Source organism: Streptomyces sp. NPDC041814 (assembly GCF_055590565.1).
Map to the genome: position 1 here is coordinate 97,253 of NZ_JBVJAM010000009.1, position 17,479 is coordinate 114,731.

The 17,479-nt window shown below is 73.1% G+C and carries 16 protein-coding genes; 9 read left to right on the top strand and 7 right to left on the bottom strand.

Translation table 11 applies throughout. The annotated features are described in order from the left end of the window. Positions 1-77 precede the first annotated feature (77 nt). A complete protein-coding gene (locus tag ACZ6C6_RS22815; protein WP_469205116.1) occupies positions 78-1,319 on the top strand; it encodes an FUSC family protein in 1,242 nt (413 codons plus the stop codon). Positions 1,320-1,326: 7 nt separating this feature from the next. Here ACZ6C6_RS22815 and ACZ6C6_RS22820 read toward each other — a convergent pair whose 3' ends face one another. Next, complete coding sequence (locus ACZ6C6_RS22820) at positions 1,327-1,767, bottom strand: ASCH domain-containing protein (RefSeq protein WP_469205117.1); 441 nt, start codon at positions 1,765-1,767, stop codon at positions 1,327-1,329. Positions 1,768-1,950: 183 nt separating this feature from the next. Between ACZ6C6_RS22820 and ACZ6C6_RS22825 the strand changes: the two genes are divergently transcribed. Continuing rightward, positions 1,951-2,616, top strand: coding sequence for a molybdopterin-dependent oxidoreductase (locus ACZ6C6_RS22825; RefSeq protein ID WP_469205324.1), 666 nt, complete (start codon positions 1,951-1,953; stop codon positions 2,614-2,616). Further along, complete coding sequence (locus tag ACZ6C6_RS22830) at positions 2,558-3,241, top strand: cytochrome b/b6 domain-containing protein (protein WP_469205118.1); 684 nt, start codon at positions 2,558-2,560, stop codon at positions 3,239-3,241. Before ACZ6C6_RS22825 ends, ACZ6C6_RS22830 begins: the two co-directional genes overlap by 59 nt. On the opposite strand, the gene ACZ6C6_RS22835 is transcribed toward ACZ6C6_RS22830, so the two are convergent. After that, positions 3,227-4,624: a GntP family permease gene (locus ACZ6C6_RS22835; protein WP_469205119.1), complete on the bottom strand. Its 1,398-nt coding sequence runs from the start codon at positions 4,622-4,624 to the stop codon at positions 3,227-3,229. The two genes, ACZ6C6_RS22830 and ACZ6C6_RS22835, sit on opposite strands and share 15 nt — an antisense overlap. An 11-nt stretch (positions 4,625-4,635) precedes the next feature. Beyond that, on the bottom strand, positions 4,636-5,145 hold the full coding sequence (locus ACZ6C6_RS22840) for a gluconokinase (protein ID WP_365686364.1): 510 nt from the start codon (positions 5,143-5,145) through the stop codon (positions 4,636-4,638). 142 nt (positions 5,146-5,287) lie between these two features. Here ACZ6C6_RS22840 and ACZ6C6_RS22845 point away from each other — a divergent pair, with 142 nt between their 5' ends. From ACZ6C6_RS22845 to ACZ6C6_RS22855, 3 genes are all read left to right on the top strand, one after another. After that, entirely contained in the window at positions 5,288-5,989 is a 702-nt protein-coding gene (locus ACZ6C6_RS22845; RefSeq protein ID WP_391264097.1) for a FadR/GntR family transcriptional regulator, read from the top strand. A 104-nt stretch (positions 5,990-6,093) separates the two neighbouring features. After that, positions 6,094-7,179: an S-(hydroxymethyl)mycothiol dehydrogenase gene (locus ACZ6C6_RS22850; protein ID WP_265545193.1), complete on the top strand. Its 1,086-nt coding sequence runs from the start codon at positions 6,094-6,096 to the stop codon at positions 7,177-7,179. Further along, positions 7,179-7,808, top strand: a complete 630-nt coding sequence (locus tag ACZ6C6_RS22855) for an MBL fold metallo-hydrolase (protein ID WP_469205120.1) — start codon at positions 7,179-7,181, stop codon at positions 7,806-7,808. The genes ACZ6C6_RS22850 and ACZ6C6_RS22855 overlap by 1 nt, the downstream gene beginning before the upstream one ends. Positions 7,809-7,815: 7 nt before the next feature. On the opposite strand, the gene ACZ6C6_RS22860 is transcribed toward ACZ6C6_RS22855, so the two are convergent. Then, positions 7,816-8,751 carry a pseudouridine synthase gene (locus ACZ6C6_RS22860; protein WP_469205121.1) on the bottom strand — a complete coding sequence of 312 codons (936 nt, stop codon included), beginning with the start codon at positions 8,749-8,751 and terminating at the stop codon, positions 7,816-7,818. A 193-nt stretch (positions 8,752-8,944) separates the two neighbouring features. On the opposite strand from ACZ6C6_RS22860, the gene ACZ6C6_RS22865 reads away from it, so the two are divergent. Together ACZ6C6_RS22865 and ACZ6C6_RS22870 are read left to right on the top strand one after the other, a co-directional pair. After that, positions 8,945-9,487: a flavoprotein gene (locus tag ACZ6C6_RS22865; RefSeq protein ID WP_469205122.1), complete on the top strand. Its 543-nt coding sequence runs from the start codon at positions 8,945-8,947 to the stop codon at positions 9,485-9,487. 113 nt (positions 9,488-9,600) lie between these two features. Continuing rightward, a complete protein-coding gene (locus tag ACZ6C6_RS22870; protein WP_469205325.1) occupies positions 9,601-10,038 on the top strand; it encodes an NUDIX hydrolase in 438 nt (145 codons plus the stop codon). Between the two features lie 85 nt (positions 10,039-10,123). On the opposite strand, the gene ACZ6C6_RS22875 is transcribed toward ACZ6C6_RS22870, so the two are convergent. The 3 genes from ACZ6C6_RS22875 to ACZ6C6_RS22885 all read right to left on the bottom strand — a co-directional run bounded on the left by ACZ6C6_RS22875 (position 10,124) and on the right by ACZ6C6_RS22885 (position 15,404). Beyond that, positions 10,124-11,287 carry a hypothetical protein gene (locus ACZ6C6_RS22875; RefSeq protein WP_469205123.1) on the bottom strand — a complete coding sequence of 388 codons (1,164 nt, stop codon included), beginning with the start codon at positions 11,285-11,287 and terminating at the stop codon, positions 10,124-10,126. A 14-nt stretch (positions 11,288-11,301) separates the two neighbouring features. Continuing rightward, a complete protein-coding gene (locus ACZ6C6_RS22880) occupies positions 11,302-12,366 on the bottom strand; it encodes a hypothetical protein (protein ID WP_469205124.1) in 1,065 nt (354 codons plus the stop codon). Positions 12,367-12,515: 149 nt separating this feature from the next. Next, the gene (locus ACZ6C6_RS22885) at positions 12,516-15,404 is read right to left on the bottom strand and encodes a glycoside hydrolase family 2 TIM barrel-domain containing protein (RefSeq protein ID WP_469205125.1); all 2,889 of its coding nucleotides are present in this window, start codon (positions 15,402-15,404) and stop codon (positions 12,516-12,518) included. A gap of 240 nt (positions 15,405-15,644) precedes the next feature. Here ACZ6C6_RS22885 and ACZ6C6_RS22890 point away from each other — a divergent pair, with 240 nt between their 5' ends. Further along, complete coding sequence (locus ACZ6C6_RS22890; protein ID WP_469205126.1) at positions 15,645-17,468, top strand: hypothetical protein; 1,824 nt, start codon at positions 15,645-15,647, stop codon at positions 17,466-17,468. The last annotated feature ends 11 nt before the right edge of the window (positions 17,469-17,479 follow it).

A 17,479-nucleotide genomic window follows, 5' to 3' on the forward strand; every position in this document is an offset into this window, starting at 1 on the left:
GCCCCGGGCGCGTCCGTCCGGTGGGGTTCCGGGGGCTGAACCGTGGGGAGACACCGCTATCCGGGCATGGGAAGAAGATGCCAGGAGTAGCCGAACCCGTCATCAACCTCGTCCGGCGCACCACGGAGCCCGTGGCGGCGCAGACCCTGCGCTCCACGGGCGCCGCGGTCATCGCCTATGCCGTGGCGACCGCGACCCTGACCGAGCCCGCACCGCTGACCGCACCGCTGACCGCGCTGCTCGTCGTCCAGGTCACCCTCTACGCCACCGTCAACATGTCGGTGAAGCGTGTGGTGGCCGTCGTCGTCGGCGTCCTCATCGCGAGCGGCTTCAGCTCCCTGGTCGGGCTGTCCTGGTGGAGCCTGGGGCTGACCATCTTCACCGCGCTGATCATCGGCAGACTGGTCCGGGTGGACGAGTTCGTCCCCGAGGTGGCGATCAGCGCGATGCTCGTCCTCGGCGTCACCTCGCAGACCGCGCGGTCCAGCATGGCCTGGGAGCGCGTGTTCGAGACGCTGATCGGCGCCGGTGTGGGCCTGCTGTTCAACCTGCTGTTCGCCCCGCCCGTCTGGGTGCAGACCGCGGGCGCCTCCATCGACGGGCTCGCCCGCGAGATGGGGCAGATGTTCCGCGATCTGGGCAGCGACCTCGCCCAGCCGGTCACCGTCGCGGAGGCGGCCGAGCGCCTGCACCGGGCCCGGCGGCTCGACCACGACATCGTGGAGGTGGACGCCTCCCTGCGCCAGGCCGAGGAAAGCCTGATGTACAACCCGAGGGTGCGGCAGGGGCTGCTGCACCGCGTGGTGCTCCGGACCGGTCTGGACACGCTGGAGATCTGCGCCGTCGTCGTCCGGGTGCTGTCCAGGACCCTGACCGACCTCGCCAAGGACCGGGGCGACGCACCGCAGTTCCCGCCCGAGGTCGCCGCCCACATGACGGAGCTGTTCGAGCAGATGGCGGGGGCCATCGAGAGCTTCTCGCTGCTCATCACGACCCCGGTCGCCGCCAGCGCCGAGGAGGCCGAGGACCGGCTCACCGACGCGCTCGACACCAGCCGCAGGACCCGGGACCTGGTGGCGGACATGCTGCTGGCCGCCGTTCAGGAGCACCCCCGGAAGTGGCAGCTGCACGGGGCGCTGCTCGCCGAGGTGGACCGCATCCTGGACGAGCTGGACATCGAGAAGCGCGCCGAGCGCCTGGGCCAGGAGCTCGACCGCCGCTCGGCCCACCTGCACGAACGCCATCCCCGGCTGCTCGCGTTCCGCCGCCGCCTGGGCCTGGTGAGGGGCGCGGGCCGGGAGAAGCGGACGGAGGCGTAGGGGGTGCTCAGCCCCGCGTGTCCGGACCGATGCGCTCGACCACCCGGAACCGCTCGGCGACGATCATCGTCCCGTCGTCCACCGTGAACTCCGGGTCGCCGAGCGCGTCGCGCATCTCCTCGCTGTGCCAGAACCGCTCGTGGCCCGCCCGCCACTCGGCGACCGACGCATAGCCCTCGCCCTCGTCCAGCGCGTGCTGGAGATCCACGTCCGCCAGCCGCAGCACCCGTACCTCGGTCACTTCGAGTACGGCGATCTCCCGGCCGTCCGAATCGATGAGCGCGGACCGCTCCCCGACCGGCGGCAGCTCCTCCTGCTCGATCTCGTACTCCACGAGCAGGCCGGAGGTGGACACCTTCCGCCCGTCCAGGACCGCGGCGACCAACTGGTCGCGCAGCGGCCCCGGGAAGGCGAGCAGAAAGGGCTTGAGCGCTTCACGATTCGGCATGGGCGCCAGTCTGGCACCGTGCCCCTCCCCGGCGCGCGGCACATCTGACGGAACGGTGACGGCCCGCCGCCGCCCCTGGCGTCCGGGCGCCCCGGGTGCTCGAATCGTGGGGTGAACACTTCCTCGCCCGACGACGGCCCGGACGGCGTCGGCATCCCCGTCGGCCGCCGCGTGGTCCTGGCCATGCTGGGCCTCGGCGCCGCCGGACTCGTCGCCGCGCCCGTGCTGCAACGGACCCTGGAATCGGGCCTCGGCGCGGTCGCGGGCAAGGACCCCACGGGGCTCACCGGGCTGCTGCCCAACGGCGGCGGCTTCCGCTACTACTCCGTGGCCTCCTCCGTGCCCGCCAGGAGCGCCGCCGACTACCGGCTGAAGGTGGACGGACTGGTCGACCGCCCGGCCACCTACACGCTGGACGCGCTGCGCGGGATGCGGCAGACCCGGACCGTCCGGGACGTCCAGTGCGTCACCGGCTGGCGGGTCCCCGGAACCGCCTTCGAGGGCGTGCGGCTGTCCGCCCTGCTGGACGCGGCCGGGGTGCGGCCGGGGGCGAAGGCCGTCCGCTTCACCTGCTTCGACGGGACCTACAGCGAGAGCCTGACCCTTGCCCAGGCCCGCCGCGCCGACGTGCTCGTGGCGCTGCGGATGAACGACGAACCGGTGTCCCACGCGCACGGCGGTCCGGTGCGGCTCTACGTGGCCCCGATGTACTTCTACAAGTCGGCGAAATGGCTCTCCGGGATCACCGTCACGGACTCCGTACGCCCCGGTTACTGGGAGAAGCTCGGTTATGACGTCGACGCCTGGGTCGGCCGGTCCAACGGCCGCGACGACGCCCCCACCGTCTGAACCGGCGGACCGGGTCCACCGGTTCGCCCGCCCGGTGCGCCTGGTGCACCGGTCCACCGCCGCGCTGATGCTGCTGTGCGTGGCCTCGGCCGCCTGCCTCTACGTGCCGCAGCTCGCCGAACTCGTCGGGCGCCGCCACCTCGTGGTCACCGTGCACGAGTGGTCCGGGCTGCTCGTCCCCGTACCGCTGCTCGCGGGTCTCGCGGCGCGGTCGCTGCGGGCGGACCTGCGGAGGCTCAACCGGTTCGGGCCGCACGACCGGAAGTGGCTGCGGGCGGCCCTGCGGCGCGACCGGAGGCCCGGTGCGCGCCCCGCGGGGAAGTTCAACGCCGGGCAGAAGCTCTACGCGGCGTGGATCGCCGGGGCGGTGCTGGTCATGGCGGGCACCGGGCTGCTGATGTGGTTCACCGGGTTCGCCCCGCTGGTGTGGCGCACCGCCGCGACCTTCGTCCACGACTGGCTGGCCCTCGCGGCCGGGCTTGTGCTGGCCGGTCACATCGCCATGGCGTACGCCGACCCGGAGGCACGCCGCGGCATGCGCTCCGGGTCGGTGGGCCGGGAGTGGGCCCGCCGCGAGCACCCGCTGTGGGCACCCGGGGCGGGGGACCGGCTAGAGGATCAGTGACAGCAGCAGGATGAAGACCAGCGAGGCCACCGAGATGATGGTCTCCATCACCGACCAGGTCTTCACGGTCTGGCCCACGTCCATGCCGAAGTACTCCTTCACCAGCCAGAACCCGGCGTCGTTGACATGGCTGAAGAAGAGCGAGCCCGCGCCCACGGCGAGGACCAGCAGGGCCGCGTGCGAGGTCGACATGTCGGCCGCGAGCGGGGCGACCAGACCGGCCGCCGAGATCGTCGCCACCGTCGCCGAGCCGGTCGCCAGCCGGATCGCGACGGCGATCAGCCAGCCGAGCAGCAGCGCGGGGATCGACCAGTCCTCGGAGAAGTCCAGGATCATCCGGCCCACGCCCGCGTCGATCAGCGTCTGCTTGAAGCCGCCGCCCGCGCCCACGATGAGCAGCACACCGGCGATCGGGGCGAGGGACTTCTCCACGGTGGTGGAGAGTCGCGCCTTGGTGAAGCCGGCCGCCCGGCCCAGCGTGAACATGCCGACGATCACGGCCGCGAGCAGCGCGATCAGCGGCGAACCGATCACATCGGTGACCTTCTGGAGCCCCTGCTCCGGGTCGTCCACCACGATGTCCACGAGCGCCTTGACCAGCATCAGCACGACGGGCAGCAGGATCGTGGCAAGGGTGGCGCCGAAGCCGGGGCGGCGCTCCAGGTCCTCGGAGGGGCGCTGCGGGATCATCTTCTCCGGCGCCTTGATGTCCACCCAGCGGGCGGCGTAGCGCGAGAAGACCGGTCCGGCCAGGATCACCGTCGGGATGGCGACGACCACGCCGAGGGCCAGGGTGACGCCGAGGTTGGCGTCCAGCGCGTCGATCGCGACGAGCGGCCCGGGGTGCGGCGGGATGAGGCCGTGCATCACGGACAGGCCGGCCAGGGCCGGGATGCCGATGCGCATCAGGGAGTAGTTGCCGCGCTTGGCGACGAGCAGCACGACCGGGATCAGCAGGACGATCCCGACCTCGAAGAACAGCGGCAGGCCGATGATCGAGGCGATGAGGACCATCGCCCACGGCATGGCCCGCTTGCTCGTCCGCGCCAGGATCGTGTCCACGATCTGGTCGGCGCCGCCGGAGTCCGCGAGCAGCTTGCCCAGGATCGCGCCGAGCGCGATCAGGACGCCGACGCCCGCGACGGTCGAGCCGAGGCCCGCGGTGAAGCTCGCTATCGTCTTCGCCGGCGCGGCACCGGCGAACGAGCCGAGCGCCAGCGAGCCGATGGTGAGCGCGAGGAACGCGTGCATCTTGAACTTGGTGATGAGCAGGACGATGACGGCGATGCCCGCCAGGACGGCGATGCCCAACTGCGCGTTGCCGGCTGAGGTGATCGGTTCGACGGCGTCCGCTGCCAGCGTCTCGACGCTGAGACTGGTCACGGTGGTGGTCCTTAGCTGTCGAGCCGGCGCAACGCGGCGACGGCTCGCTGGGTGATTTCTTCGGGGGTGCCGGAGACGTCCACGGCGACGCCGGCCTCGTCGTCCTCCAGCGGCTGGAGGGTGGCGAACTGGGAGTCGAGGAGCGCGGTCGGCATGAAGTGGCCCTTGCGGCCCGCCATCCGCTCCTCGATCAGGGACCGGTCACCGGTCAGGTGGAGGAAGACCGCGCCCGGGGCCTCGGCGCGCAGCCGGTCCCGGTAGGCGCGCTTGAGCGCGGAGCTGCTGACGACCCCGCCGAGCCCCGCCCGGCCGTGCGCCCACTGCCCGATCGCGTCGAGCCAGGGCCACCGGTCCGCGTCGTCCAGCGGGGTGCCGGCCGACATCTTGGCGATGTTCGCGGGGGGATGGAAGTCGTCGCCCTCGGCGTACGGGACGCCCAGTGCGTCGGCGAGCAGGGGACCGATCGTGGTCTTGCCGGTTCCTGCCACGCCCATCACCACGACGACGTGGGGGGTGCTCATAGCGGTGCCTCGCTGTCTCTTCGATGTCTTCCTCGACATCGGTCCGTCGCGCCACTGAAACCTATACGTACGACTTATTCAAGAGGGTGTGACGTAAACGTCGTACTTAATGGCCTGGGAGGCGGCCCCGTACCCTGGGTCCATGACCACACCTGCCCAGGGGCTCCACACGCATGTCCTGGACGCCCTGGGCCTGGAGATCGCCGCCGGGGAGCACCCGCCCGGCCAGGTGCTGCGCACCGACGAGCTGGCCCAGCGCTTCGACGTCTCGCGCACGGTGGTCCGCGAGGTGATCCGGGTCCTGGAGTCCATGCACCTGGTCGAGTCCCGCCGCCGCGTCGGCGTGACCGTACGGCCGGCCGAGGCGTGGAACGTGTACGACCCCCAAGTCATCCGGTGGCGGCTGGCCGGCGCCGACCGCCCCCGCCAGCTGCGCTCCCTCACCGTCCTGCGCTCCGCGATCGAGCCGGTCGCCGCCTCGCTCGCCGCCCGCCACGCCACCCCGGAGCAGTGCGCCGAGCTGACCGAGCGCGCCCTCGGCATGGTCGCCACCTCGCGCGGCCAGCAGCTGGAGGGGTACCTCGAACACGACATCGCCTTCCACCGCATCGTCCTCAACGCCTCCGGCAACGAGATGTTCGCGCGCCTGGGCGACGTGGTCGCCGAGGTCCTCGCGGGCCGCACCCACCACCAGGTGATGTTCGAGGACCCCGACCCGGCGGCCGTCACCCTGCACGTGCGCCTCGCCGAGGCCGTACGCGCCGGGGACGCGGCCGAGGCCGAGCGTCTGACGAAGGAGATCGCCGTCGGCGCCCTCCACGAGCTGGACGTTCTCGCGCCCTGAGACCGACGCGCACCCCGCACGGCGTACCGTTGCCCGTGATCGATCCCGGCCACGAACCGGGAGAACCGGTCTCAGTGAAGAGTCGGGAAAGGGAGTCCACGGGAATGCCGCAGCACGTACAAGGGGTCATCGCGCCGGGGAAGAACGAACCGGTCCGCGTCGAGACGATCGTCATTCCGGACCCCGGCCCCGGTGAGGCCGTGGTCAAGGTCCAGGCGTGCGGCGTCTGCCACACCGACCTGCACTACAAGCAGGGCGGCATCAACGACGAGTTCCCCTTCCTCCTCGGCCACGAGGCCGCGGGCGTCGTGGAGTCCGTCGGCGAAGGCGTCACCGACGTCGCGCCGGGCGACTTCGTGATCCTCAACTGGCGCGCGGTGTGCGGCCAGTGCCGCGCCTGTCTGCGCGGGCGGCCCTGGTACTGCTTCGACACGCACAACGCCAAGCAGAAGATGACCCTCCTCGACGGCACCGAGCTGTCCCCGGCCCTGGGCATCGGCGCCTTCGCGGAGAAGACGCTCGTCGCCTCCGGCCAGTGCACCAAGGTCGACCCGGAGGTCGCCCCCGAGGTGGCCGGGCTGCTGGGCTGCGGTGTCATGGCGGGCATCGGCGCCGCCATCAACACCGGCCAGGTCGGCCGCGGCGACTCGGTCGCCGTCATCGGCTGCGGCGGCGTCGGTGACGCCGCGATCGCCGGCGCCCGGCTGGCCGGCGCGGCCCGGATCATCGCCGTGGACATCGACGACCGCAAGCTGGAGACGGCGAAGTCGATGGGGGCCACGCACACCGTCAACTCCCGTTCCACCGACCCCGTCGAGGCCATCCGCGAGCTGACCGGCGGCAACGGCGCGGACGTCGTCATCGAGGCCGTCGGCCGCCCGGAGACGTACAAGCAGGCGTTCTACGCCCGCGACCTCGCCGGGACCGTCGTCCTCGTCGGCGTCCCCACCCCGGAGATGCAGCTCGAACTCCCGCTGCTCGACGTCTTCGGCCGCGGCGGCTCGCTCAAGTCCTCCTGGTACGGGGACTGCCTGCCGTCCCGCGACTTCCCGATGCTGATCGACCTCCACCAGCAGGGCCGCCTGGACCTCGCCGCGTTCGTCACCGAGACCATCGGCCTCGGCGACATCGAGCAGGCGTTCGGCCGGATGCACGACGGCGACGTGCTGCGCTCGGTGGTGGTGTTCTGATGACCGCCCGCATCGACCACCTGGTCACCTCCGGCACCTTCGCCCTCGACGGCGGTGAGTGGGACGTCGACAACAACGTCTGGATCGTCGGCGACGACTCCGAGGCCGTCGTCATCGACGCCGCCCACGACGCCGCCGCCATCGAGGACGCCCTCGGCGGCCGCACGCTGCGCGCCATCATCTGCACCCACGCGCACAACGACCACATCGACGCCGCCCCGGCCCTCGCCGACGCCACCGGTGCGCCGATCCTGCTCCACCCGGACGACCTGCCGCTGTGGAAGCAGACCCATCCGGACCGGGCCCCCGACGGCGAGCTGGCGGACGGCCAGGAGATCACCGTCGCCGGGACCACGCTGACCGTCCTGCACACCCCGGGCCACGCCCCCGGCGCGGTCTGTCTGTACGCCCCCGAACTGGCCACGGTCTTCACCGGGGACACCCTCTTCCAGGGCGGGCCCGGCGCCACCGGCCGGTCGTTCTCGTCCTTTCCGGTGATCGTGGACTCCATCCGGGACCGGCTGCTCACCCTGGACCCGGCGACCGGGGTGCGCACCGGCCACGGCGACTCCACCACCATCGGCGCGGAGGCCCCGCACCTGGACGAGTGGATCGCCCGGGGCCACTGAGGCTCGTTCAGTCCTCCGGCCACGCGGAGAGCTGCAGCCCGCTCTCGAAGCGGTGCGGCTCTCCCGTGACCGGGTCGGTGAACTCCAGCACCCGGGCGAGCAGTTGCAGCGGGCGCGAGAAGTCGCCGGGCGCCGGGTCCGGCTCGGTGACCGGGTAGACCGGGTCGTTGACCAGCGGCAGCCCCAGGCTGTTCATGTGCACCCGCAGCTGGTGCGTGCGCCCGGTCGCGGGCAGCAGCCGGTAGCGGCCGAGCCCGTCCCGGTGCCCCAGCAGCTCGATCCGGCTCTCACTGTTCGGCTCGCCGGGCTCCTCGCGCGCCGCGAGCACCCCGCGCTCCTTCACGATGCGGCTGCGCACCGTACGCGGCAGGTCGAGCCCGGGATCGTACGGGGCCACCGCCTCGTACTCCTTGCGCACCAGCCGGTCCCGGAACAGCGTCTGGTACGCCCCGCGCTCCGCAGGCCGCACCACGAACAGCACCAGCCCCGCCGTCAGCCGGTCGAGCCGGTGCGCGGGCTGCAGCTCCGGCAGCTCCAGATCGCGGCGGAGCCGGGCCACCGCCGTCTCCGTGATGTGCCGGCCACGCGGCATCGTCGCCAGGAAGTGCGGCTTGTCCGCAACGACCAGGTGCGCGTCGCGGTACACCACCCCCACCGGGAACGGCACCGGCTCCTCGGGCGCGAAGTCCCGGTGGAACCACAGGTAGCGCCCCACCGTGCAGGGCTCGTCGCCGGTGACCGGGCCCTCCGCAGACACGAACCGGCCGTCCGCCAGCAGGGCCTCCACCCGCTCCGCGCCGATCGCCCCGGCGAACCGGTCGAGGAGATGGTCCCGGACCGTAGCCCACCGCCCGTCCGGATCGGCGGGAAGCCGGACCCGGACGGGGTCGACGCCGTCGCGCTGGGGAAGCGGCGACGCGGGCGGCTTCGCCCGGCCCCTCACCGGGGGCCCCGGCCCGGCACGGGAAAGCTGATGGTTCTCATGGTGCGGGGCATCCTTTCACGGAGGCCATTCGCGGAGGGTTGCCAGGCTCTCCGTATCGCTGACTCCCGCGCCGACGAGGACGTACGCTGCCGAGCGGTCCGCGACGTTCGCTGCCCGCCCACCGCCTGAGCCGACGACCGGGAGCCCCAGCGTGACGAGACCGTCCTTCCTGTACGTCGTGGTCTGCGCAGCCGGTATCGCGGGCGACACCCACAAGCTGATCACCGCCGCGCAGGACAGGGGCTGGGGTGTCGGGGTGGTGGCCACACCCCAGGGGCTCGGTTTCCTCGACACGGAAGGGATCGAGGCCCAGACCGGCTACCCGATCCGCTCGGCCTGGCGCAGTCCCGGCGACCCGCGTCCGCTGCCGCCCGCCGATGCCATCGCCGTCGCGCCCGCCACCTTCAACACGATCAACAAATGGACGGCCGGCATCGCCGACACCCTGGCCCTCGGCATCCTGTGCGAGGCATACGGGCTCGGCATCCCAACAGCCGTCCTCCCGTACGTGAATACGGCCATGGCCGCCCACCCGGCTTACGGCCGGAGCCTGGACCAGCTCCGGGAGATGGGCGTGCGGATCGGGTCTTACGAGCCCCATCGGCCGAAGACCGGCGGTGGGGCGGACCGCTTTCGCTGGGTGGAGGCGTTGGAGCTGTTGGAGGGCAAGATCGCCGATCCTCCCAGGATGTGATCGTCCTTCCGGCCGGCCCGAGTCCGTACGGGATCCGCGACAACACCGTCCTGCCCAGCGCCATCCAGGTCGAGGCCGAGAGCATTGTTCCGCCCAGCAAGGAGACGAACCGAATGATCGAACGAGTCCGTGCCGTCCTCGTCACCGCAGACAACAAGATGCTGGTGATCCGTCGCACCCGACCCGGCATCCCCGTGTACTGGGTCCTGCCCGGTGGCGGCGTCGAACCCACCGATGAGTCACGCGAGGCCGCCCTCCACCGGGAGATCCACGAGGAGATCGCGGGTAAGGCCGACATCGTCCGTCTGCTCCACACGATGGAGTGCGACGACGAGCGTCAGCTCTTCTACCTCGCCCGCATCGCGACCTGGTCCTTCGACGACCGCACGGGTCCCGAGTTCAGCGCCGAAGGCCGCGGTGAGTATGCGCTGGAGGAGGTCCCGCTGACCCTGGAGGGCCTCGACGCCATCGACCTCAAGCCCGAGGACATCGTCCCCGTCCTGCGGGGAGCCCTCAGGGCCGGAAGCCTCGGAGTCGAGGCATCGCTCTGAGCCTCCGAGTGCGTCAGCACGCCCTCAGGGCCGACTCCGAGGCGAGTCGGCCCTGAGGGCGCGCTATGCGTTGTTCGTCTGGCGCTCAGGACGACGGGAACGTCAGCTTCTGCGGGCCGCAGCCGATTCGTTCCGCCTCCGCCGCCACGTACGCCGGGAGCAGGTCGCGGGTGAACGTGAAGCGGCTGCCCTTGCCCGCCGGGCGCAGTTGCTCCAGGACGAACATCACCGGCCCGGTCTGGCAGACCGCCTTGAACACCGCCCGGTTCCCGCCCACCTTCCCGTAGCCCCGGGTCCCCTTGACCGGCGCGCCCGAGTGCAGCGCGTCCGACGAGTAGATCTCGGCCAGCACCGGATCGGTGACCGTCGTCAGTCGTACGGATGTCTCGTCGGAGTCGTATCCCGCCTCGCAGATCCGGGCCGGGCCGCCCTCGCCGCCGGCGCGGGTCTCTCGCAGGTCCTTGCGGTAGGCCGCCGGGAGGGTGAGGCCCTTGGTCCCGCAGAACCCGGACGTCCGGGTGGTGTCCCACTCGACCGGCGGGTGCAGATCGCGCGGCTCCCGGTACGTGCCGGAGCAGCCGAAGTCCTTGATGACGCCGTTGGCCGCGTCGATCAGCGCACCGGTCAGGGCCGCCCGGTCCCGCAGGGTGTACTCGGAGGACACCTCGAAACCCGCCCGGCCCATGCCGATGTCCACCACCGTGGGCCCGGTGAAGTCGTCGCGCCCCGTGCACGCCTGCGGCAGCGCGATCCAGGCGCGCGAGGACGAGGTCATGCCGGGCAGCCCCTCGCCGAGCGGCACCATGCCCGAGGACAGGAACTCGCCCGGCCAGTCCTGCGCGTCGGTGCCCCGCAGCCCGTCAAGCCGGCGCACGTTCACCGTCACCTGGCGGCGGGCCCGGTCGCCCTCGTAGCTCGTGATGCGGCACTGGCCGTACGAACCGCCGTCGCCCATCGGGTCGTTGTGCAGGGACTGCTCCTCGACCTCGGTCCGGCGGTCCCCGAACAGGGCCTCCATGGAACCGGAACCCAGTGAGTCCCAGCAGGGGGAGGGGCCCAGCAGCGGAAGCGTGTCCGTGCGCCAGGCGACCGTGCCCGCGCCCAGCAGGGCCCCGGCCAGCGCGGCGGCGGTCGCGGCCCGCACCGTGCGGCTGCGCAGCAGACGGCGCAGCAGCGGGGGCCGGGTGGCCTCCGGGGTCTCAGGGGTCTCCGGAGCCTCCGGGGCGTCCGGGGTTTCGGTGTCCGTCACGGCGTTCTCCTCGCTCACGCGTCCTCACCGCTTCCGCAGCCGACGCGCTTGCCGACCGACTCGACGAAGCGGCTGAACACCTGCTGGTCGGAGGGGCGTCCCCGGTCCTGGAGACCGGCCTCCACATGCCCGTAGAACACGGTCTGCCGTCCGTCGCAGCTGCGGCGCACCAGGCCCTGTTCCGTGCTCTCCGGCAGGCCCTCGAACAGGTTCACCAGACGGCTCCCGTTCGCCATCACGTACTGCGCGGACGGCTCGTCGGGCATCCGGCGGGTCTTCCACACCACCGAGCACGTCTGCAGCCTGTCGGTGACCGCACCCACCTGCTGCTCGAAGCGTGAGCCCTCGCCGTAGTCGAAGGTCATCCCCGGTATCCGGCACAGCGGGGAGGAGGCGGGCTCCTCGTCCTCGGCCACCGTCACCATCGGGGAGCTGCTGCGCAGAGGGTGTGCGGGTGCACATCCGGCCTTGTCCATGGCGGTGCCGGCGGCGTCGAGCAGCATCCGCTGGACATCCGCACGGGTGCCGATCGTGAACGGCATGGCGACCTTGCCGAGATGGCCGTCACCCGTGCTCTCGCTGCGGATCGTCACCACGGACGGCCCGCCGTCCCGGTCGCAGGCCGATGGCAGCACCAGCATGCCCCGGTCCCCGGCGACCAGGCCGTCCAGCCCGTCCGGCAGCGGGGAGGCCGAGCCGTGGAAGTACCGCGCCAGCCAGTCCCGGCGCTCCTTGACCCCGGCGGGTACGGGGCCGAATTCCAGGGTCACCGAATCCCTGAAGGTCAGCGGCTCGTCCGAGTCGTCGTCCTCCACCGAGGAGGTGACGGTCACCGTGCAGGTGCCGTGCGGGCCGTCCGCCGAGGACGCGGCGGACTCGGTGGCGCGGCGCTCGGAGCCGGACTTCCCCAGCGCCTCGTCACCGAGGAACGAGGGGCCGCTGTCCTGTTCCCACGCGCCCCAGCAGTAACTGTCCCGGAACGGCCCGCTGTCCGTCGCCCACAGGACGGTGCCCGTCGCCAGCACCGCCGCGGCCACCACCCCGGCGATGACCGAGGCCCGTCGCCTCCCGATGCCCATCACATTCCCCCTTGCGAAGCGGTAAAGATCGCGCAAAGTGCCGATGCTACGACGTCACCGGCCGCCCGGCGGAAGGGGGTTGCGGGCCCGACCCGGCACAGAACGGACCCGGTAGCCGATTCCGTACGGCACCGGGCCCGCCCGGAGGCTCAGCCCAGCGCCGAGAACACGAACGCGAACTCCGCCGGCGCCGCGTCCAGCCGGTACGCGGGCAGCACGCCCGGCCCGCACGACCCCGAGCCGATGCCCTGCACCGCGTGGTCCAGGCCCACATGGACCCGGTCCCCGGCCACCAGATCCGTCAGGTGCTCCGCCGCGTCCAGCTCCTCGGCCGTCCAGCGCCGCGCCGTGAACGAGAACGGCGCCCCGCCCTCCGCGCGCAGCCCGCCGCCGTCCGCCGCGGCCAGCTCCACCCAGCGCACCCCGGCCCGCGCCCCGTTCTCCTGCGGGCGGACGTACGGGGTCTGGAGCTCGTCCACGCCTCTGGCCCACTGCCCCAGCATCGCGGCCGCCCGGGTGTCCGGATACGCCTCGCCGGGACCGCCGCCGAACCACCGCACCGCGTCGTACGCGGAGGGCAGCGCGAACCGCACACCGAGCCGGGGCAGCGGCACCCGCCAGTCGCCCTCCGGCGCCACCGACACCGTCAGACCGAGCCGGTCCCCGGCGGCCGTCCACCGGTACACGGTCCGCAGCCCCACGTCCCGCCCGGCCGGGGCCACCCGGGTGCGCACGGTCAGCGCGTCCGTGCCCGCCTCCACCGCGTCCAGACGGTGGCGCATCCGGTGCAGGCCCCCCTCCCGCCAGAGCCGCCCGTACCGCTCGTCCGGCTGCCACGCCGCCCCGTTGTCGTTGTCGGTCGGCGCCCGCCACACGTCGAGGCGCAGCCCCTCCACCGGGACGTCCCCGACGCGCAGGAGCGCCCCGGTCGCCGCGTCGAAGGTGCCGGGGCCGAGCGAGACCGTCGAGCCGGAGACGCGCGGGCGCGCCCCGGTGGCCGGGGGAGGGGCGGCCGGGGTGCCCGACTCGCTCTGGCCCCAGGCGACCAGGTGACCGCGTCCGGCCCAGTCGGTCGCCCCGGCGAGGACCGCCCGCAGCGTCCACAGGCCGTCGCCGGGCGGTGCGTCGGGCGTCACGTCGGCCGAGGCGCCGGGAGCGAGCGGGGGCACGGCGACGGTCCCGGAGGCGACGAGGACGCCGTCCGCCTCGTGCGACCAGCGGAACTCCAGGTGGTCGAGCCCGGTGAAGTCGTAGCCGTTGGTGACGGTGAACGTGCCGGGGGCGGCGCCCGGGGCGATGCGCACCGGCTCGACGACCTTCTTGTACTCGGCGAGGCCCGGGGACGGGGTGCGGTCCGGGAAGAGCAGCCCGTCGCACACGAAGTTCCCGTCGTGCAGTTCCTCGCCGAAGTCGCCCCCGTACGCGAAGCCCAGCTCCGGGTGGGCGATGCCGTGGTCGATCCACTCCCAGACGAAGCCGCCCTGGCAGCGCTCGTACCGCTCGAACAGGCGCTGGTACTCGCTCAGTCCGCCCGGCCCGTTGCCCATGGCGTGCCCGTACTCGCACAGCACGAACGGCATCGCGCGGCGCCGCGCGTCCAGCTCCGGATCCGTCAGCGGCTCCTCGGCACGCCGTCCGATGAGCTCCACCTCGGCGTGCGACGCGTACATCCGCGAGTACAGGTCGACGTCCGCGCACGACGGGTCGCCCTCGTAGTGCAGCGGGCGGTCCGGGTCGCGCTCCCGCATCCACCGGGCCATCGCGCCCAGACCGGCGCCCGTGCCGCACTCGTTTCCCAGCGACCAGACGATCACCGAGGGGTGGTTCTTGTCCCGCTCGACCATCCGGGCCGCCCGGTCGAGCAGCGCGGGCGTCCAGCGCTCGTCGTCCACCGGGTTGTTCCGCCAGCCCACCTCCCCGAAGCCGTGGGTCTCCAGGTCGCATTCGTCGATCACCCAGAGGCCCAGCTCGTCGCAGAGGTCCAGGAAGGCGGGGTGCGGCGGATAGTGGCTGGTGCGTACGGCGTTGACGTTGTGCCGCTTCATCAGGACCAGGTCGCGCCGCATGGTCTCCGCGTCGACCGTCCGGCCCGTCCCGGGATGGAACTCGTGCCGGTTCACGCCCCGGAACAGCACCCGCCGGCCGTTGACCGTGAGGACGCCGTCCGCCACGGCGACCGTCCGGAAGCCGAAGCGCAGCGGGACGCGCTCGCCGGGCGTCACCAGCTCCCCGTCGTACAGCCGGGGCGTCTCGGCGGTCCACGGCTCGACCGGCAGCGTCACCGTCTCGCCCGCCGCGATGTCCAGCCCGAGCCCGGGGACCAGGACCCGCCCCTCCACGCCCTCGCACTCCACGCGCAGGGTCCCCGCGCCGGTGCGGTGGTCGTAACCGGCGTGCACGAAGAAGTCGCCGGGCGCCCCCGCCGGGCGGTGCAGCAGCGTCACGTCCCGGAAGATCCCGGGCAGCCACCACTGGTCCTGGTCCTCCAGATAGCTTCCGGACGACCAGGCGTGCACCCGTACCGCGAGGACGTTGGCCCCCGGCCGCAGCAGCTCGCCCACGGCGAACTCGTGCGGCAGCCGCGAGCCCTTGAAGTCGCCCAGCTCCACCCCGTTCAGCCACACCCGGGCGGCCGACTCCACCCCGTCGAACCGCAGCACGCTCCCGCCCCCGCCCGGCCAGTCGCCGGGCAGCCCGAAGACCCGCAGATGGTCGCCGGTCGGATTTTCCGACGGCACCCTCGGCGGATCGACCGGGAAGGGATAGACGACATTGGTGTACGCGGGCGCCCCGCCCGCACCCTGGAGCACCCAGTGCCCCGGTACGGCCACCGTCGCCCAGTCCGCGGCGTCGAATTCCGGCCGTACGAACGAGGTGTCGGCACTGTCCGCGCGCGGCGAGAGGCGGAAGGCCCAGCGGCCGTTCAGCGACAGCCGCCGGGCGTCGGACTCCGCGTACCAGGAACGCGGCGGCAGACAGCCCGTGCCGGGGGACGGACTCTCGTACCAGGTGAGCGAGTCGGTGTCGGTGCGGCGCATGCGTCTCCTCGGTCGGCGGGACCCTCCGCGATCACGCTAATGAGCGAAGAACCGGTTCACCATGGGGCGTTCGGCGAGATGATCGGGTCCATCCGTCCGAACCCTGACCTTCGCACCCGCCGTTGTGTCACCATGACGCCCCGGAGCCGAGCGCTTGTGGTCAGTGACCGTGCGCGGAGGTGAGCGACGGGCTACGAGGGGAGCCGGGGTGTGGCGAGGGGAACCGGTGCGGTGTGTCCCGTGTGCGCGACACCGGACACGGGCGGCCAGGACTGCGCCGGGTGTTCCTGGCGCATGTGGGACGACCCGGTCCTCGGCGCCCTGACCGACGAGGACACCGAGGCCGCCCGGACCGCGCTGCACAGCGCCCAGCACGCCTGGGACTTACGGGCCGCGACGCTCTCGACGGACGGTGCGGAGGGCTTACGGCGGCTCGCGCCACTGCTCAGGGCCGGACCGGCGGAGCCCGCACCGCCGCCCGTGCCGGAGGGCTCCTTACCGCCGCACGACTCCGCCCGCTGGCAGCAGATCCTCACCGACCTGGTCGCCGGACGCATCCCCGACGTCGTGTTCGCCGAATTCACGCCCGACCGCCTGCACGTGATCCGGGCCGCAGCCGACCGCAGCGGCATACCCCGCCAGACCGACGCCGGAAGCACCGACTGGGCCTCGCTCCTGCCCCTGCTCGACGGCGAAGCCGAACCGCGCCGCTTCCGCCTCGCCGGAGGCATCGGCACCCAGGAGCCCCTGGACCGCGCGGAGTTCGACGCGGCGCTCACCCGGTGGCTGCGCACCCACCCCGCGCTCTCCCGGGCCCGCACGCTCGTGGTCCTCGGCCGCCGCACCGGCTGGGTCCTCCTCGACCGGGCCGCCGGCCTGCTGCGAGCCGTACACCGGCCGAGCGCCGAGATCGGCCCCGGGCCCGGCGAAGCCGCCTCCGGCACCGACACCGCCGACGCGGTGCGCGCGGCGCTGCGGACCGCACCGCTGGCCGTCGACCACTCCCTGCTCCTCGCCCGGGTGGACCGCCGCACCGGTGAGGTGCACGCCCACACCCAGGTCCTCTTCCCGGCCGGCTCGCGGCTGCGGCGCGGCGAGACCGCCACCGCCGAGATCACCGTCTACGGCGGACTCGCCGCCCGCGCCCCGGTGCTGCTTCCCGTACTCGCCGGCACCCCGGGGGCCGACGGCAGCGGGGCGGTGACCCTCTCCGCGCGGCGGACCGCGCTCGCCGCCTTCGCACCGGCGCGCCTCGCGTTCGTCCTGCACGGCCCCGGTGAGGTCACCGCGCACGAGGGCGGCTCGCCCGCCGAGGGCCGGGGCGAGCTGCCCGACATCCCCGCCCTGGTGGGCAGCCTGCCCCGGCGGGTCATCCACCCGCCCGCCCTCGACGTGTTCCTCACCGTCGACATGAGCGGTGCCGACGCGGGCGAGACCGGCGAGCGGCTCGGCTTCGCCCGGGACGTCATCGCCACCCTGGCCCGGCGGCACGGGCCCGGCCTGCGCGTCGGCGTCGTCGGCCACTACGACCACGCGGTCCACGAGAACCGCTACGGCCCCCGCCCCCTGCTCCTGCTGCGCGTCCCGGCCGGGCCCGCCCGGGCCGCCCTCGCCGCGCTGACCGGATGGCGGCCCGCGCGGCGCGAACAGGACACCGCTTCCTCGCTGGAGGACGCCCTCAAGGAGGTGGGCCGGCTCGTCCGGGCCCGGCCCCGCACCGCGCGCGCCCCGGACACCCAGCGCGTCCTGCTCGTCGTCGGCCGCCGCCCGCCCGGACTGCCCGAACAGCACGAGGTGGTGCCCGCCTGCCCCCTCGGCGCCGACTGGCGCGCCGAACTCGACGCCCTGCGCGCCCGAGGCGTCCGGGTCCTCGCCCGCGCGGACCCGGACGGCGGCCCGAAGGGCGCGGTACACCACACCGCTTACGCCTGGGACGCGCTCGGCGCCGGGGGCTCCTTCCGCCCCGGCGCCGACACGGCGGACGACGTGGCCGACGCCCTCGCCCCTCCCTGGCGGTGGGACGGCCTGCCCTGCCCCCTGGCCCTCGCGACCCCGCTGCTGTGACCGACCGCTCC

What these genes read in the sequence shown, in the direction of transcription:
- ACZ6C6_RS22815 (WP_469205116.1), top strand. Translation starts at nt 78, where the DNA reads ATGCCAGGAGTAGCCGAACCCGTCATCAACCTCGTCCGGCGCACCACG.
- ACZ6C6_RS22820 (WP_469205117.1), bottom strand. Translation starts at nt 1,767, where the DNA reads ATGCCGAATCGTGAAGCGCTCAAGCCCTTTCTGCTCGCCTTCCCGGGG.
- ACZ6C6_RS22825 (WP_469205324.1), top strand. Translation starts at nt 1,951, where the DNA reads ATGCTGGGCCTCGGCGCCGCCGGACTCGTCGCCGCGCCCGTGCTGCAA.
- ACZ6C6_RS22830 (WP_469205118.1), top strand. Translation starts at nt 2,558, where the DNA reads ATGACGTCGACGCCTGGGTCGGCCGGTCCAACGGCCGCGACGACGCCC.
- ACZ6C6_RS22840 (WP_365686364.1), bottom strand. Translation starts at nt 5,145, where the DNA reads ATGAGCACCCCCCACGTCGTCGTGGTGATGGGCGTGGCAGGAACCGGC.
- ACZ6C6_RS22845 (WP_391264097.1), top strand. Translation starts at nt 5,288, where the DNA reads ATGACCACACCTGCCCAGGGGCTCCACACGCATGTCCTGGACGCCCTG.
- ACZ6C6_RS22850 (WP_265545193.1), top strand. Translation starts at nt 6,094, where the DNA reads ATGCCGCAGCACGTACAAGGGGTCATCGCGCCGGGGAAGAACGAACCG.
- ACZ6C6_RS22855 (WP_469205120.1), top strand. Translation starts at nt 7,179, where the DNA reads ATGACCGCCCGCATCGACCACCTGGTCACCTCCGGCACCTTCGCCCTC.
- ACZ6C6_RS22870 (WP_469205325.1), top strand. Translation starts at nt 9,601, where the DNA reads ATGATCGAACGAGTCCGTGCCGTCCTCGTCACCGCAGACAACAAGATG.
- ACZ6C6_RS22880 (WP_469205124.1), bottom strand. Translation starts at nt 12,366, where the DNA reads ATGGGCATCGGGAGGCGACGGGCCTCGGTCATCGCCGGGGTGGTGGCC.
- ACZ6C6_RS22885 (WP_469205125.1), bottom strand. Translation starts at nt 15,404, where the DNA reads ATGCGCCGCACCGACACCGACTCGCTCACCTGGTACGAGAGTCCGTCC.